The 15,080-nt window shown below is 46.9% G+C and carries 17 protein-coding genes; 13 read left to right on the top strand and 4 right to left on the bottom strand.

Annotated features, from left to right (window positions below; all coding sequences use genetic code 11):
- Positions 1-129 precede the first annotated feature (129 nt).
- Positions 130-615, bottom strand: coding sequence for an SsrA-binding protein SmpB (gene smpB / locus Q7V32_RS09320; protein ID WP_304896701.1), 486 nt, complete (start codon positions 613-615; stop codon positions 130-132).
- A 103-nt stretch (positions 616-718) separates the two neighbouring features.
- Between smpB and Q7V32_RS09315 the strand changes: the two genes are divergently transcribed.
- From Q7V32_RS09315 to Q7V32_RS09305, 3 genes are read left to right on the top strand one after another with little or no spacing between them, the layout of a single operon-like run.
- Complete coding sequence (locus Q7V32_RS09315; protein ID WP_304896700.1) at positions 719-2,080, top strand: sodium-dependent transporter; 1,362 nt, start codon at positions 719-721, stop codon at positions 2,078-2,080.
- A complete protein-coding gene (locus Q7V32_RS09310) occupies positions 2,080-2,511 on the top strand; it encodes a type II toxin-antitoxin system RatA family toxin (protein ID WP_304896699.1) in 432 nt (143 codons plus the stop codon). Before Q7V32_RS09315 ends, Q7V32_RS09310 begins: the two co-directional genes overlap by 1 nt.
- Positions 2,512-2,518: 7 nt before the next feature.
- Positions 2,519-2,797: an RnfH family protein gene (locus Q7V32_RS09305; RefSeq protein WP_304896705.1), complete on the top strand. Its 279-nt coding sequence runs from the start codon at positions 2,519-2,521 to the stop codon at positions 2,795-2,797.
- A gap of 73 nt (positions 2,798-2,870) precedes the next feature.
- Here Q7V32_RS09305 and Q7V32_RS09300 read toward each other — a convergent pair whose 3' ends face one another.
- A complete protein-coding gene (locus Q7V32_RS09300) occupies positions 2,871-3,335 on the bottom strand; it encodes an outer membrane protein assembly factor BamE (protein ID WP_304896698.1) in 465 nt (154 codons plus the stop codon).
- A gap of 208 nt (positions 3,336-3,543) precedes the next feature.
- Positions 3,544-4,488 (bottom strand): GNAT family N-acetyltransferase, encoded by a 945-nt coding sequence (locus tag Q7V32_RS09295; protein ID WP_304896697.1) that lies wholly within the window; start codon positions 4,486-4,488, stop codon positions 3,544-3,546.
- Positions 4,489-4,694: 206 nt separating this feature from the next.
- Between Q7V32_RS09295 and fur the strand changes: the two genes are divergently transcribed.
- Genes fur through lolD form a run of 3 tightly spaced genes read left to right on the top strand, consistent with a single transcriptional unit; the run spans position 4,695 to position 7,055 of the window.
- On the top strand, positions 4,695-5,111 hold the full coding sequence (gene fur / locus Q7V32_RS09290; RefSeq protein WP_304896696.1) for a ferric iron uptake transcriptional regulator: 417 nt from the start codon (positions 4,695-4,697) through the stop codon (positions 5,109-5,111).
- A 20-nt stretch (positions 5,112-5,131) separates the two neighbouring features.
- The gene (locus Q7V32_RS09285) at positions 5,132-6,382 is read left to right on the top strand and encodes a lipoprotein-releasing ABC transporter permease subunit (RefSeq protein ID WP_304896695.1); all 1,251 of its coding nucleotides are present in this window, start codon (positions 5,132-5,134) and stop codon (positions 6,380-6,382) included.
- A complete protein-coding gene (lolD, locus tag Q7V32_RS09280; protein WP_304896694.1) occupies positions 6,375-7,055 on the top strand; it encodes a lipoprotein-releasing ABC transporter ATP-binding protein LolD in 681 nt (226 codons plus the stop codon). Before Q7V32_RS09285 ends, lolD begins: the two co-directional genes overlap by 8 nt.
- Before the next feature lie 153 nt (positions 7,056-7,208).
- Here lolD and Q7V32_RS09275 read toward each other — a convergent pair whose 3' ends face one another.
- On the bottom strand, positions 7,209-7,727 hold the full coding sequence (locus tag Q7V32_RS09275; protein WP_304896693.1) for a DUF2062 domain-containing protein: 519 nt from the start codon (positions 7,725-7,727) through the stop codon (positions 7,209-7,211).
- Positions 7,728-7,931: 204 nt separating this feature from the next.
- Here Q7V32_RS09275 and Q7V32_RS09270 point away from each other — a divergent pair, with 204 nt between their 5' ends.
- The 7 genes from Q7V32_RS09270 (at position 7,932) to sufD (ending at position 15,054) form a co-directional block, all read left to right on the top strand.
- Positions 7,932-10,205 carry a DNA internalization-related competence protein ComEC/Rec2 gene (locus tag Q7V32_RS09270; RefSeq protein WP_304896692.1) on the top strand — a complete coding sequence of 758 codons (2,274 nt, stop codon included), beginning with the start codon at positions 7,932-7,934 and terminating at the stop codon, positions 10,203-10,205.
- Between the two features lie 137 nt (positions 10,206-10,342).
- Positions 10,343-10,792: an SUF system Fe-S cluster assembly regulator gene (locus Q7V32_RS09265; RefSeq protein WP_304896691.1), complete on the top strand. Its 450-nt coding sequence runs from the start codon at positions 10,343-10,345 to the stop codon at positions 10,790-10,792.
- A gap of 14 nt (positions 10,793-10,806) precedes the next feature.
- A complete protein-coding gene (sufB, locus tag Q7V32_RS09260; protein WP_304896690.1) occupies positions 10,807-12,255 on the top strand; it encodes a Fe-S cluster assembly protein SufB in 1,449 nt (482 codons plus the stop codon).
- Entirely contained in the window at positions 12,255-12,545 is a 291-nt protein-coding gene (locus tag Q7V32_RS09255) for a nucleotidyltransferase family protein (RefSeq protein WP_304896689.1), read from the top strand. Before sufB ends, Q7V32_RS09255 begins: the two co-directional genes overlap by 1 nt.
- Positions 12,538-12,897, top strand: a complete 360-nt coding sequence (locus Q7V32_RS09250; RefSeq protein WP_304896688.1) for a DUF86 domain-containing protein — start codon at positions 12,538-12,540, stop codon at positions 12,895-12,897. The genes Q7V32_RS09255 and Q7V32_RS09250 overlap by 8 nt, the downstream gene beginning before the upstream one ends.
- A 78-nt stretch (positions 12,898-12,975) precedes the next feature.
- Positions 12,976-13,731 carry a Fe-S cluster assembly ATPase SufC gene (sufC, locus tag Q7V32_RS09245; protein WP_304896687.1) on the top strand — a complete coding sequence of 252 codons (756 nt, stop codon included), beginning with the start codon at positions 12,976-12,978 and terminating at the stop codon, positions 13,729-13,731.
- Positions 13,732-15,054: a Fe-S cluster assembly protein SufD gene (gene sufD, locus Q7V32_RS09240; RefSeq protein ID WP_304896686.1), complete on the top strand. Its 1,323-nt coding sequence runs from the start codon at positions 13,732-13,734 to the stop codon at positions 15,052-15,054.
- Positions 15,055-15,080 lie beyond the last annotated feature (26 nt).

Raw genomic sequence — 15,080 nt, 5'->3', positions numbered from 1 at the left:
CATGGATGGCGTTGGGCTTTCACATCCTTGTGACCTGGATTCGCTTACGCGGTCTAACGGCTCCGGCAATCCATGCCGGAGTGACGGTGTTGATTTACTTTCAACTACTAACGCGAACATAGCCTTAATTTAAGCGTGTTTCATGAGCCGCTCTTTTTCACGCTGCCAGTCGCGGTCTTTTGATGCGGCGCGTTTGTCGTGGAGTTTTTTACCTTTAGCCAGACCGATTTCCAGTTTTGCCCGGCCGTTTTTCCAATACATGGATAAAGGAATCAAGGTGAAGCCTTTTCGTTCGACGCTGCCGATCAGGCGGTTTAGTTCCCTTTTGTGTAACAGCAGTTTGCGTTGTCTGATGGCTTCAGGATTGACATGTGTCGATGCGGAAAGCAGGGCGGAAATGTGCGCACCGGACAACCAGGCTTCGCCGCGCTTGATGACGACATAGCTTTCTTTGAGCTGAACGCGTCCCGCTCTTAGACTTTTAACTTCCCAGCCTTCGAGTACCAAGCCCGCTTCAAAACGCTCTTCAATAAAATACTCGTGCGTCGCCGTGCGATTATTCGCAATGGTTGCGTTGGGTGTTTTTGCTTTTTTCTTGGATTTTTTTTCGGCCATAGCCACGCGATAAGATATATAAACTGACGTAAAGTAATAATTTTGGTATTTTACTCGATTATTAAAAAAATTGACTTTTTATGTAGAGAGGACGGGCATTTCAATGACGGATTCCAATAAATCATCGCACGGTGAATGGTCATCGCGAATGGCTTTTATATTGGCGGCAACCGGTTCGGCTGTCGGTTTGGGCAATATCTGGAAGTTTCCTTATATTACCGGAGAAAATGGCGGTGGTGCTTTTGTCATAGTTTATCTGATGTGTGTGCTGTTGATCGGCATCCCTATCATGATTGCCGAGACGATGATTGGTCGTCGGGGCAAGCGTAACCCTATCGGTACTATGGCCCTACTCGCAAAAGAGTCAGATGCTGATCCCAATTGGCATTACCTGGGTTGGTTGGGTGTGGTGGCGGGTTTTTTGATTCTGTCCTATTACAGTGTTATCGCGGGATGGGGTCTCTCTTACATCCTGAACGTTTTTACCGGCAGTTTCTCGGGCGCGGGGGGCGAAAAAGTCCAGACCATCTTTAATGACTTTATGGCGAGTCCTCTCCAGCAATTGTTCTGGCATACCGTTTTTATGGTAGTTACCATGAGTGTGGTTGCCAGAGGCGTAACCGAGGGTTTGGAGCGAGCAGTCCAGTGGCTTATGCCGGCTTTGTTTTTCCTGCTGCTGCTTTTAGTGGCTTATGCGATGAGTACCAATTCTTACTTTAAAGGTTTGAATTTTCTGTTTAATACGGATTTTTCAAAAATTACCGGTCAGTCGGTTCTGACGGCCATGGGTCATGCCTTTTTTACCTTGAGTTTGGGCATGGGGGCGATCATGGTATACGGTGCTTATCTGCCTAAAGATATTTCAATTGCTCGGACCACAGTCATTGTTGCTGGTGCTGATACACTGGTGGCATTGCTGGCCGGTATGGCTATTTTCCCCATTGTGTTTGAGAATAATCTTCAGCCCGGATCCGGGCCAGGGCTTATTTTTCAAACGCTACCGATTGCTTTTGGCAATATGACGGGCGGTTGGTTTTTTGGCATTCTGTTTTTCGTTTTATTGGTGTTTGCCGCGTTATCCTCGTCGATTTCGCTGATTGAACCGGCCGTGGCGTGGCTGGTTGAAACCCGCAATATGACCAGGCAAAGAGCTTGTGTGTGGGCGGGTGCTGTGACTTGGTTGCTGGGTTTGGGCACTATTTTTTCCTTCAATATATGGTCTGAATTCAAGATTTTTGATAGGACTGTATTTGAGTTGCTGGATTATTTGACTGCTAACTTGATGCTGCCGATTGGTGGTTTTTGTATTGCCATTTTTGCCGGCTGGGTTATGAAACAGGAACACTGCAAAAAGGAATTGCATTTGACTAATCCTCACTACTTTGAGGTTTGGCGTTTTTTAGTGTGCTACGTTTCACCCGCTGCCGTTTTTCTAGTGTTTTTAAACGTTGTGGGGGTCATTTAATGACGATGATTCAGAAAAGCGCGTTGGTCAAATACGCGGCTCATCAGATGTTTGATCTGGTTGATGATGTTGAGGCCTACCCGGAGTTCTTGCCTTGGTGTGCGGGCAGTCGTGTCATCAATCGTAGCGATGATATCGTGGAGGCAGAACTGCTCATTGCCAAGGGCGGTTTTAAGAAATCTTTTGCGACACGAAATTGCCTGGACAGAGGCGGGCGAATTACGATCGCCTTGTTAAATGGACCTTTCAATTATTTGCAGGGACGCTGGGACTTTATTCCCTTGCGGGAAGATGCGAGCAAAATTTCGCTGGATTTGGAATTCGAAATGTCCGGATTGTTGGCGAATATCGCCTTTGGAACCGTTTTTAATCAAATATGCAACACCATGGTGGGTTCTTTTACTCAAAGGGCAAAGCAAGTATATGGTTGAGCAATTGATAAGAGTCGAAGTGGCTTATGCCAAACCGGAAGAGCAGGTTATTTTGAATGTCACCTTGCCGAAAGGTTCTACCGCTGAGGATGCCATTAACAGTTCGGGGATTTTGAAACGGTTTCCTGAAATTGATTTGGCAAAAACCAAAATCGGAATTTTCAGTTCGGCCTGCAAGCTGGATCATGTGCTGAAAGAGTACGATCGCGTCGAAATCTACCGGCCTTTGGAGCATGATCCCAAGGATGCACGCCGAAGCCGGGCATCCAAAGAAGTAGACGCGTAAAGTTATTCTGAATTAACGAGACAGGCTGGTAAGAGTCAAGTAACCCCAGCTTGTCTTGTTTTGCCGGGTTGAATTATTTCGGAGCCGAAGAGCTGGATAAAGGATCTTCAGGCCTATCCATTTTTTGTGGGGCTCTGCCTGTCGATTCTTCTCTGTATAAGCCCTCAAAGCCAAACAATCCGGTGATTTTTTCCCACAGTGTTTTTTCCAGATCTCTTGGAGGAAGTTCCATTGTGGTTTCATGAGCAAGCCGTTCCACAGGTTTGGAACTGGGTCTGAAATCCCCTTGAACGGCTTTAAGGCTGTCTTCCTTAAAGAAGAGGGTGATGCGTTTCTGCATCCTGTCTTCGCCTCCTTTTTGTTCGGAGTAGATATAATCCCATCGGTCTTCGTTGAAAACATCGATCAGCATCGGTGAACCCATAATGTAGAGTACCTGCCGTTTATTCATGCCGGGTCTGAGTTGATCAACAACTTCCTGATCGATCAGGTTGCCTTGTTGAATATCAATCTTGTAGACACCTGGCATATATTCCATGATTGTGGTACACCCGGTTAAAGTCAAACTGGCTGAGATGAAGGCTGGATAGAAAATCGACTTTTTCATGTACGGGACTAGCAAAAAGAATTGAATGATACAGGATACGCCTTGATTATCCTAGAATGACCCGTCAAGAATTCAGTCGACTGGATGGATAAGGACAACTGCCTATTTTGCCCCGTTCAATGTGCTGCTCAATGATCAATTACAAATTGAGTGCGCGAAATTCGCTGCAGGGTCTGGCGCGTTGCCATAAGCGTTCAAACAGCTCTGCGAGTTGTTTGGTGCGCGAGGGCAGACAAGGACTCCAGTCGCCTTTTGCTTGGTCATTGTTTAGACGGAATAAATAGCCGCGTTGATCACTCAGCAGAAACGCTGATGGATAACCGAGATCTTCCATTTCTGTCGGTGTTCTTAGCTGGATGGAAGAAGGCAGGCGCTGGGCCAGGTCAATCAGGGGGTGCGATCGCCCATTCAGGGCGTTTGGGTCTTGAATCAGTATCATGACAAGGCTGTTTCTGTTGTCTATAGCAAATGATTTCAGTGCTTCTATCACTGCGCTTTGGGCGTAAAGCGGCCACTCAAGGTCTTTACTGATGATACAAATTTGCCGCCGGGCGGATGAAATAAGCTGGATGCTGGCTTCCATGATAGCCATCAGACTTTCCATCTTGACAGGTTCTATACTCTCCGGGGCAGGTTTGGGGTTAGGACGGCTTGACGGTTGACTGACGGGGGCTTGCGTCATGCTCAAGCTATAGATGCCCGGCTCGTTTTGAGTAACTGCTCTGAAATTTAAGCCTTCAAACAGGGCTTTATGGCTTTCAACGGCTTGCGCCTTGATTTCGGTTAAACCGGATTTTGCGGCTTTATCGATCAATGCGGTCAGTAATGCCAGTTCAACACCCTGGTTATGCCATTTCGGTATAACGGCTAATCCTTCTATGGTGCCGGCAGAAGTCAATTCGCCGGCCCCAACAGGCTGATGTTGATTGTCCCGCGCAATAACATAAATACTTAGCGGATTGATGATATCAGCCGCACTGTCGGGCGCATCATTCGGTTTTTTGTTTACATTAAAAATTATCAGCAGATCGTCATGGTCTGCCCGGAAATGGGCCGGTTCAACACGAAAGTCAGGGATATTCATAGGGGGTCTATAGCTCTATGCGTCAGGTTAAAAAATAGTTTATTCCAAGCGGTTATCCGGATAAAAGTATAGGACAGTCTATTGTTCGTGAAAGATAAGGGACAAAAGTGTTAATATGGCCATTAACTAAATAACAGGAATGGCGAATACATGAAAACGGTAATGCGCCTTGTTTAAGACACTACTGGCTGAATAGGGAGAGTGATTTGGAAAAGCAAGATTTAAAAAACGCCGGCCTAAAGGTTACGTTGCCGCGCATGAAAATTCTTGAAATTCTTGAAAATCAGACCGAGGAAAGGCATCTGACTGCTGAGCAGGTCTATAAAATACTGTTGAGTGAAAATGAGGAAATCGGTCTGGCGACTGTTTACCGGGTGCTCACTCAGTTCGAAGCGGCCGGTCTGGTCAAGAGGCATCATTTTGAAGGGGGTAACTCAATTTTTGAGCTTGACCGCGGCGGACACCATGATCATATTGTCTGTTTAAAATGCGGAAAAGTGGATGAGTTTACTGATCCGATCATAGAATCCAGACAAAAAGAAATAGCAAGCAAGTTGGGTTATGATCTCACCGATCATAGCCTTTATCTCTATGGCTTTTGTGTCGATTGCAAAAAATCCTAACTCTCATTTAACATCATTTCATGTTTAAACCGCTAATTCTATACATTGGCTTACGCTATACGCGTGCCAAACGCAGAACTCAATTTATCTCATTTATCACATTAACATCCATCCTGGGGATTGCCCTGGGTGTTACCGCTCTGATCACTGTACTTTCCGTCATGAATGGCTTTGAGGCTGAATTGCGGGAAAGAATTTTAGGTATGACATCTCATGCCACGGTAAGCGGCATTGACGGTCAATTACAGGAGTGGTCTAAAGTTCAGGAACGCGTGAAAGATTATCCTCATGTTGCCGGTTCGGCTCCGTTTGTTAATGGTCAAGTGATGATCAATGCCGATAGACGGGTGAGTGGCACCATGCTGAGGGGTATTCTTCCCGAGCAGGAGCATGCTGTTTCCGAAGTCGGCGATAAGATGGTCTCCGGTGACCTCAATCAATTAGTTGAAGGCCAGTACAATATCGTGCTGGGCGCTGAACTGGCCGGTTATTTGGGCGTAGGCCTGGGTGATCAGATCACAGTTATCACGCCGCAGGTTAATTCTACTCCTGCCGGTATACTGCCCAGAATGCGGCGGTTTACTGTTACCGGGATGTTTCGGGTCGGGATGTTCGAATACGATAGAAATATGGCGATTATTCATATGGCGGATGCGGCCAAATTGTTCCGTTTGGAGGATGGCGTTTCCGGTTTACGGCTGAAACTGGATGACCTTTTTAATGCCCCTCAAATCAGCCGCGCCCTGGCCAATACAATGTACGCTGACGGCTACCGGGTCAGCGACTGGACGCAAGCGCACAGCAATTTTTTCAGGGCTATCAAGACTGAAAAGCGGGTGATGTTTATTATTCTCTTGCTCATTGTTGCGGTGGCGGCATTCAATATTGTGTCGACGCTGGTCATGGTGGTGACCGACAAGCGGGGCGATATTGCTATTTTAAAAACACAAGGCTTGTCTGCACCTTCCGTGATGGGAATTTTTATTATTCTGGGCGGCATCATCGGTGTGGTAGGCACAGCACTTGGGACGGTCGGAGGAATTGCGCTGGCGCTGAATGTCGAAACCATCGTGCCGGCTATTGAACAGTTTTTTGATACTCAATTCATGGCAGCCGATGTGTATTACATCAGCGAATTGCCCTCCAAGCTGGAGTGGTCTGATGTTTATGCGATAGCCGCCATGTCCTTCGGCCTTTCGCTACTAGCGACTATTTATCCTGCCTGGCAGGCCTCGCAAGTCAATCCTGCCGAGGTATTAAGATATGAGTAATCAATCCATTCTTTCCTGCCGTAAATTGACCAAAGCATTTAAGCAAGGTGGCCTTAACGTCACGGTATTGAGAGGTGTCGATCTTGATATAGGCGTAGGTCAGCGTGTTGCCATCATGGGTGCTTCAGGATCCGGAAAAAGCACGCTCTTGCATCTTTTGGGGGGGCTGGATAAGCCGGATGACGGCAACGTTATTCTAAACAACTTCGATCTGAATAAGGTGAGCGCCAAAGAACTAAACCAATTGCGTAATCGCTCATTAGGCTTTATCTACCAGTTCCATCATTTGCTGGGTGAATTTACGGTTTTGGAAAATGTCGCAATGCCGTTATTAATTGGCGGCGAATCGGTCAAGCAGGCAAAAATCAAGGCGCATGGGCTGTTGGAACGAGTCGGATTGGGTCATCGGATCGAACATAAGCCGGGCGAATTATCCGGCGGTGAGCGCCAGCGCGCGGCAGTTGCCAGAGCCTTGATCAATAGCCCGAACTGCGTTTTGGCGGATGAGCCTACCGGTAATTTGGACAGCAAAACAGCCGAGCAAATCTATCAGCTAATGTTGGAATTAAATCGGGAATTAAAAGTGAGTTTTCTTGTTGTGACCCATGATCCAACCTTGGCGGCAAGGATGGACACGGTTCTTCATATGGAAGACGGCTTAATCGTCAATTGATTTTATGATTCGTAGCCTGGATGTTGCATAGCGTAATCCGGGAACTAATTTTGGTATGCCCGTTATTTCGTTGCGATTTAACGGGCTTGTTCAGTCAAAACTCTTTTTAAATCGCGTCAACGATAAGTCCGGATTGGCCGTCGACGCGCTTGATCAATGACTGGCTCTTAACTTTCTTTTGCTCCATCGATGAGCTACGTGATAGCGCCAAAAGGCATTCATTCCGAAATAACCGGCACTGGAGCAGGTGACGCCAAGAATGAGACAGCCCAGTAAAAACGGTGCCCAGACATCGCCTAATCCATTCATCACGCCGTCCAAAGAAAACTCAAAATCAGCCGATGGCGAAGGTTGCGCCATGACAAAAAGGCCGACCCGGTAAGCGAAATAAAACAGAGGCGGCATGGTTATCGGATTTGTCAGCCAGACCAGCGCAACCGAGATGGGTAAATTGCCCCTAAAATAAAAAGCTGCAACAGCTGCAATCGCCATTTGTGTCGGCGTTGGAATCCATGCGGCAAAGAGTCCAATCGCAAAAGCCATCGATACTGACTTTCTGTTTAAATGCCACAGATTGGGGTCGTGAAGCTTTTCTCCTAAAAACTGAAGATTTTTATGTTTTTTTAAGGTTTCATGATCGGGCATGAATTTTTGTAATAATTTCTTAGGCATAGTGATGATTCTTTATAGTTATTTTGCTAAACAACCGAGGGGCTTGGGGCGGCAAAGACACTCAGTCGGTAGGGTAAATTAATTTTTATAAGGTATTGATCGGTTTTACGCTAAGCAGCAGGGAATGATGGTCAAGGCCTATGACCCGTAAGTCTATCAGGTTTTTCTAACCTGAAAAAATTATTGCTAATCAGGAATTCTCTCATGGTGACGCTCGTACTCATCTTTGTGTTGGGTGTTTTATGCCTGCAACAGTTACCTGAATTGCCTGGGCCGATGGGGGTGTTATTGATCGTTGCGCTGGCTGCGATTTGCGCTGCCCTGCGACTATGGAAATGCCTCGCTTTATTTGCTGGCGTGTTGTGGGCGCTTGGCTATGCTGAAATGAAATTATCGGACCGCTTGCCTGGGGCGTTAGAAAGTCGGGTATTTCAGGTCGAAGGCAGGATAGAGCCTATTCCGGTTTACTCTGAGAAGCGTGTTCGATTTGACTTTAAAGTCAGCAAAGCCGATCCCGGTGTGCCGGCAAGGTTAAGGCTCAACTGGTATTTTCCCAAGGTATTGCCCAAGGCCGGGCAATACTGGCGATTTACTGTAAAACTCAAAAGACCTCGGGGTAATTTTAATCCCGGTAACGTCAATTACGAAAGAAGCCTTTTTGTATCGGGTATAGGTGCAACAGGCTATATCAAAGAGCAAGCAAAGCCTCAGTTACTGGCAGACAAAGACCCGTTGTTTTCGCTGGCAGCTTGGCGGCAGAAAGTTTTCGATCAGCTGGTTCAGGCAATGCCCAATACGGATTCTCTGGGTTTGATCCAGGCGCTGACTCTGGGTGAACGGCAATTGATGAGCGATCAGCAATGGCTGATGTTCAGAAAAACCGGAACAGTGCATCTGATGGCTATTTCAGGGTTACATATCGGTTTAGTGTCCGGCATGATTTACTGGCTGGTCGCAAAAATTTGGACAAGATCCGGTGTGCTGAGCATTGCACCTTATCAGGTGGCGGCTTGTTTTGCTTTTCTTGCCGCTTTGGCTTATTCGGCAATGGCCGGATTTGCTATTCCAACGCAACGCGCATTAATTATGTTGGCGGTATTTATGCTGGCCTTGTTAAGGCAACGTCATGTGAGCGCGATAAATACACTGGCTATCGCGTTATTAGTCGTTGTCATGCTCGATCCTTTGGCCGTGCTTTCAGCAGGATTCTGGCTGTCATTTTTTGCGGTGGGGATAATTTTTTATTCGCTGCGCAGTCGCCTGAAGTCGGGTAAAGCCTGGAAATCAGCCCTCAAAATTCATTGGGTCACCAGTCTGGCTTTGGCGCCGTTATTGTTCTTCTTTTTTCAGGAAGTGTCGGTGATAGCGCCAATAGCTAATTTGATAGCGGTGCCTTGGGTTAGTTTTATTATTATTCCTCTGTGTTTGGCCGGCGTTTGTTTACTTTTTATTGCACCTTCTTTAGCTCCGGCAGTTTTGAGTGTTGCCGATTCCATGCTCTGTGGTTTGATGTGGCTGTTATCGCGTTTAGCGGAGTTGCCTTTTGCAACATTTCAACTCGCGGAGCCCAGTCCATTGGCCTTGTTTCTTGGGATTGTCGGTTTATTTGTGTTGATGGCGCCAAAAGGATTGCCGGGGCGATGGTTGGGGATTTTGATGTGTTTGCCCTTGGCTTTTAATGATAAGCCGGGGCCGGATGATGGAGAAGTTGAGCTGACTTTGCTGGATGTGGGGCAGGGGCTTTCGGTTGTGGTGAGGACGGCGCATCACAGTCTGGTGTATGACGCGGGTGCTCGCTTTGATGAATCAGCCGATATGGGCAGTCGGGTGGTTTTGCCTTATCTTAATTTTCTGCAAATTAAAAAGCTGGATGCTGTTGTTATCAGTCATGGCGATAACGATCATATTGGCGGCGCTGAAACGCTTTTGAATATGAAGAATCCTGCTTTATTAATAAGTAGCGTTCCGGAACAGTTAGCACCTCATCATGCCGAATTTTGCCAGGCCGGACAGTCGTGGATGTGGGATGGAGTGCGTTTTGCGGTGCTCAGTCCTCAAACTCGGGCGATAGAAAACGATAATGACGGATCTTGCGTACTGCAAATCAGTTCGGGTCAAGGGGGAATTTTATTAACAGGCGATATCGAGCGAAAAGCCGAGGCTGAGTTGGTCGCAACTTATGGTGATCAATTGTCATCCAGAGTCATGATCGCGCCTCATCACGGCAGTAAAACATCGTCAAGCACCGTGTTTTTAAAGCAGGTCAATCCTGAGATCATTTTAATTCCTGCCGGGTATAACAACCGGTTTGGGTTTCCTCATAAACTGGTGCTTAGGCGCTATAGCGAACAAAATATCAAGTGGTTTGAAGCGGGCAAAGAAGGTGCTATCAGGCTGCTATTGAAGGGAAACGCAGTCACTGTTGAGCGATCGCGGCTGCAACTTGGGCGATACTGGAATGAAAAGCCAGAACGATAACAATGCAGATCGTTTGTTTTAGGGTTAGATCCTTCTGAAATAAAGATGTTTGTTGCCTCAATTAATTTTCTAATTACCTAGTGCTTTACTCGGAATTAAAATAGGACTAAAATAGTCCTAAATGAATGAGGTTAACTATGTTGCGTCTTGGAAAGCTTACGGATTATGCGACGGTGATTTTAAGTTATATGGCAAGAGAGCAGTTCGCTGTTCATGCAGCCCATGAAATTGCAGATGAGACCGGTATAGCCTTAACAACTGTCAGTAAAATACTTAAGCTGTTGTCTAAAGCGAAGCTGGTCAGTTCAACACGAGGGGCTAGAGGCGGTTATATTTTAGCGAACCCGCCGGATAAGATCTCGGTTGCAACGATAATCAGCGCGCTTGAAGGGCCTATTTCATTGACTGAGTGCAGTATTTCTCAACAAAGTTGTGAACAGGCCAGTGGTTGTGAAATTAGAGGTGTATGGGGTTTGATCAATCAAAAGATTTTTTTAACACTGGATTCAATTACGTTGGCTGATTTGATCATGCCTACGCAACAGCCTGAAGAAATTTACGTGCCGGTAGCCAGCCTTTACCGGTAATTACGGAGAACAAAATGTCAGCAAGCACCAAAGAAATTGAACAACTGATCGGCAAGGAATACAAGCAGGGCTTCGTGACGGTTTTAGAAACCGAAACCTTTCCACCTGGATTGGATGAGGATGTCATTCATAAATTATCCAAGGTAAAAAACGAGCCTGAATTCATGTTGGAATATAGGTTGAAGGCGTTTCGGCATTGGCAGACGATAAAGTCGCCGGAATGGGCTTTTGTTAATTTTGATCCGATTGATTATCAGTCTGTCAGTTATTATTCCGCGCCCAAACGCAAGGAAGATGGCCCTAAAAGTTTGGACGAAATCGACCCTCAAGTGCTAGAAGCCTATAAAAAATTGGGTATTCCTTTGGATGAACAGGAGCGCTTGGCCGGTGTGGCTGTCGATGCAGTTTTTGACAGTGTTTCGGTTGCTACTACGTTTAAGGGCAAGTTGAAGGACGCGGGAGTTATTTTTTGCCCGATATCCGAAGCTTTGCGTGAGCATCCCGAACTGATCAAACAATATCTGGGATCGGTCGTGCCGCATACCGATAATTACTTCGCTGCGCTGAATGCCGCCGTCTTTACCGATGGTTCGTTTGTTTATATTCCAAAAGGTGTGCGCTGCCCGATGGAATTGTCGACTTACTTCAGAATCAATGCCGCCAATACCGGTCAGTTCGAAAGAACGCTGATCATTGCCGATGAAGGCAGTCATGTCAGCTATCTTGAAGGCTGTACCGCGCCTATGCGGGATGAAAACCAATTGCATGCTGCCGTGGTCGAATTGATCGCGCTTGAAAATGCTGAAATCAAATATTCCACGGTACAAAACTGGTATCCGGGTGACAAGGAAGGCAAAGGCGGCATCTACAATTTTGTGACCAAACGGGCCGATTGCCGGGGTGATAATTCCAAGGTTTCCTGGACCCAGGTGGAAACCGGTTCCGCCATTACCTGGAAATACCCCAGTTGCGTATTGACCGGCAACAACTCAATAGGTGAGTTTTATTCGGTCGCGTTGACGAACAATTACCAGCAAGCCGATACCGGCACGAAAATGATTCATATCGGCAAAAATACACGCAGCACGATAGTTTCCAAAGGTATTTCCGCTGGCCGGGCGCAAAATACGTATCGCGGCCTGGTCAAGGTGTTGAAGAGTGCCGAAAATGCCCGAAACTATACGCAGTGCGATTCCTTATTGGTCGGCGACCGGTGTGGTGCGCATACATTTCCGTATGTGGAAGTCAAGCAGCCTTCTGCACAAGTCGAGCATGAGGCAACGACGTCCAAAATCAGTGAAGATCAGCTGTTTTTCTGCCAGCAGCGCGGTCTTTCCGCAGAAGATGCAGTGTCGATGATCGTCAACGGTTTCTGTAAAGAAGTCTTCAAGGAATTGCCCATGGAATTCGCTGTTGAGGCTCAGGCGTTGTTGGGGTTGAGTCTGGAAGGCGCGGTGGGTTAATGCGTAAATCCGCCGCGCTTGAGGTGCTGACTCGTATTAAGCCAATATTAGCGCAACAATTTGGTGTGGTTCGCCTGGCCTTGTTTGGCTCAACTGTCCGCGACGAAGCCAGCGACCAAAGCGATGTGGATATATTAGTCACGTTTGATGGCTTAGCGACTTCCGAGCGTTATTTTGGTGTGCTTTTTTTTCTGGAAGATTGCTTGGGTTGTGCCGTTGATTTAGTCACCGACAAAGCCTTACGCCCGCAATTGCGCCCGTTTATCGAACAGGAAGCGATTGATGTCTAGTGCTGATAGAGAGTGGTATTTTTATTGGGATGACATGATTGGTTTTGCCGAAAAAGTCATCGCTTATACCGAAGGCTTTAGCCAAACTGATTTTATCAACAGCGGCATAACCTATGATGCCACCGTGCGTAATTTGGAGCTCATCGGCGAAGCCGCCACGCATATTCCTGAAGATGTGCGTAAAGCCACTCCTAAAATTCCGTGGCGGCAGTTGATAGCCACTCGCAATCGTTTGATCCATGGTTATCTGGGCATAGACAACGATACTTTATGGAGCATTATTGAAACGGATGTGCCGCCTTTGTTGCTGGAACTGCAAAGGTACGAAGCCCATCAAAACCGCCCATCCTAATAGGGGCAAATAGATTGCAATGCTTAAATTGGTACGCAATGCGTACCCTACGAATTAAATTAAAGTCAGGTAAAAACTATGCTCAACATTGAAAACCTCCACGTTAGCGTTGGTGACAAGCCCATTCTTAAAGGCATCAATCTGCACATTAAACCGGGCGAGATTCATGCGATCATGGGTCCTAACGGCTCCGGAAAAAGTACTTTGTCCCATGTGTTGTCCGGTAAAAGCGGCTACACCGTGACCGAAGGAACGGTTACTTATGATGGCAAGGATCTAACCGAAATGGCACCGGAAGTCAGGGCGCGAGAAGGTGTGTTTCTGGCCTTTCAATATCCGGTGGAAATTCCCGGTGTCAGCAATATTTATTTACTGAAAGCCGCGCTAAATGCGATACGCAAGCATCAAGGCTTATCTGAAGTGGATGCGATGGACTTTTTGATGCTGGTCAAAGACAAAGTGCGCCTTTTGGAAATGGATGAAAAATTTCTTTATAGAGCGGTTAATGAAGGTTTTTCCGGTGGCGAGAAAAAACGTAATGAAATTCTGCAAATGGCCATTTTGGAACCCAAGCTTTGCATTATGGATGAAACCGATTCGGGCCTGGATATTGACGCATTGAAGATTGTTTCAGAGGGTGTCAATTCGTTGCGGTCGCCTGAGCGCTCCTTTGTCATGGTTACGCATTATCAACGCTTGCTCGATTACATCAAACCTGATTTTGTGCATGTGCTGGCGCATGGGCAAATCGTAAAGTCAGGCGGTGCCGAGCTGGCGTTGGAATTGGAGGAAAAAGGCTACAGTTGGGTTGAAAACAAACAGGCGGCGGCTTAAATGAACACGGTCATCAAAACGCGCTACAGTGCGGAATATTCAAAACTGGAACCAGCCTTACCCGGGCGTTCTTCGCCCTGGCTAACAGCTCTTAGAGCCAGTGCTCTGGATAAATTTACCGGGAACGGTTTTCCTTCTATCCGGGAAGAGGAATGGCGATATACGAATGTTTCAGGGATTGAGAAAAATCTGTTTGTACCGACGGATCAGCCTTCCAGTGCTACTGTCGATAAAGAGTGGCTAGACCGTTTTAGATTGCCGGATTGCTGGTCTTTTGTTTTGGTTGACGGTTATTTTTCTGCCGAATTATCGCAATTGGACGGCTTGCCGGAAGGCGTGGTGGTTCAGAGTCTGGCCAAAAGTCTTGATACGGATGCCGAACAGGTTAAACCTTATTTTGCTCAAGCCGTAAGCGATGATGAACACAGCTTTGTGGCATTCAATACGGCGTGGTTTTGTGACGGCCTGTTCTTGAAAGTGCCTAAAAAGCAGGCATTGACCCAACCCATTCAATTGCTACATGTAACGACGCAGCAAGAGCGGCTTTCGACGACTCGCACAATTATCGTGCTGGAGCCCATGGCTGAAGCGCAGGTCATCGAGACTTATGTTGGCGTTGAACAGGCTTATCTGTCTGCTGCCGTCACGGAAGTTTTTGTTGAAGCCAATGCCAATCTGACGCTTTATAAAGTGCAGTGCGAATCTGCAAAAGCGTATCACTTTGGGGGGACCTATGTGAAACAAGCCCGCGATGCGCGTTTTATTCACCATAACTTTGCTTTTGGCGGCTTATTGGCCAGATGCGATATTCACTGCGATCTGGATAATGCCAGCGAATGTGATCTCAATGGTTTATATCTGGGCAATCAACGCCAACATCTGGATAACCATACCCGAATCAATCATTTACAGCCGAATGCAGTGAGCCGGGAAATGTACAAAGGCGTATTGGCGGGGCGGTCGCGGGGTGTCTTTCAGGGACGTGTCGTCGTTGCAGAAAATGCGCAAAAAACGGATTCGCAAATGAATAACCGTAATTTACTGCTATCGGATGATGCCGAGGCCGACACCAAGCCGCAACTGGAAATTTATGCAGACGATGTCAAATGTTCACACGGTGTGACCGTGGGGCAGTTGGATGAGAAGTCTGTGTTTTATTTGCAATCGCGTTGTGTTGATGAAGAAACAGCCAGAAATATGCTGACTTTCGCATTTGCAAACGAAATGGTGAATAAGCTGACTATCAAAAGTCTGCATGATCTGGTTTTGAATCAAGTGCTGGAGCGGTTTCCGCAACAAGGTATTTCAAAAGATTGGTTGTAGTGGTTGCGACGCGTCAAAATTGGCCG

The sequence above is a fragment of the Methylicorpusculum sp. genome (assembly GCF_030651835.1).
In the GTDB taxonomy this organism is placed as follows: domain Bacteria; phylum Pseudomonadota; class Gammaproteobacteria; order Methylococcales; family Methylomonadaceae; genus Methylicorpusculum.
Note: the sequence above shows the minus strand (reverse complement) of the source record. Positions and strands in the feature narration are given on the sequence as shown.

Excerpts from the sequence above, each read along its gene's own strand:
- smpB (WP_304896701.1), bottom strand. The coding sequence starts at position 615 with ATGGCCGAAAAAAAATCCAAGAAAAAAGCAAAAACACCCAACGCAACC.
- Q7V32_RS09315 (WP_304896700.1), top strand. The coding sequence starts at position 719 with ATGACGGATTCCAATAAATCATCGCACGGTGAATGGTCATCGCGAATG.
- Q7V32_RS09310 (WP_304896699.1), top strand. The coding sequence starts at position 2,080 with ATGACGATGATTCAGAAAAGCGCGTTGGTCAAATACGCGGCTCATCAG.
- Q7V32_RS09300 (WP_304896698.1), bottom strand. The coding sequence starts at position 3,335 with ATGGAATATATGCCAGGTGTCTACAAGATTGATATTCAACAAGGCAAC.
- Q7V32_RS09295 (WP_304896697.1), bottom strand. The coding sequence starts at position 4,488 with ATGAATATCCCTGACTTTCGTGTTGAACCGGCCCATTTCCGGGCAGAC.
- Q7V32_RS09285 (WP_304896695.1), top strand. The coding sequence starts at position 5,132 with ATGTTTAAACCGCTAATTCTATACATTGGCTTACGCTATACGCGTGCC.
- lolD (WP_304896694.1), top strand. The coding sequence starts at position 6,375 with ATGAGTAATCAATCCATTCTTTCCTGCCGTAAATTGACCAAAGCATTT.
- Q7V32_RS09275 (WP_304896693.1), bottom strand. The coding sequence starts at position 7,727 with ATGCCTAAGAAATTATTACAAAAATTCATGCCCGATCATGAAACCTTA.
- Q7V32_RS09270 (WP_304896692.1), top strand. The coding sequence starts at position 7,932 with ATGGTGACGCTCGTACTCATCTTTGTGTTGGGTGTTTTATGCCTGCAA.
- Q7V32_RS09265 (WP_304896691.1), top strand. The coding sequence starts at position 10,343 with ATGTTGCGTCTTGGAAAGCTTACGGATTATGCGACGGTGATTTTAAGT.
- sufB (WP_304896690.1), top strand. The coding sequence starts at position 10,807 with ATGTCAGCAAGCACCAAAGAAATTGAACAACTGATCGGCAAGGAATAC.
- Q7V32_RS09255 (WP_304896689.1), top strand. The coding sequence starts at position 12,255 with ATGCGTAAATCCGCCGCGCTTGAGGTGCTGACTCGTATTAAGCCAATA.
- Q7V32_RS09250 (WP_304896688.1), top strand. The coding sequence starts at position 12,538 with ATGTCTAGTGCTGATAGAGAGTGGTATTTTTATTGGGATGACATGATT.
- sufC (WP_304896687.1), top strand. The coding sequence starts at position 12,976 with ATGCTCAACATTGAAAACCTCCACGTTAGCGTTGGTGACAAGCCCATT.
- sufD (WP_304896686.1), top strand. The coding sequence starts at position 13,732 with ATGAACACGGTCATCAAAACGCGCTACAGTGCGGAATATTCAAAACTG.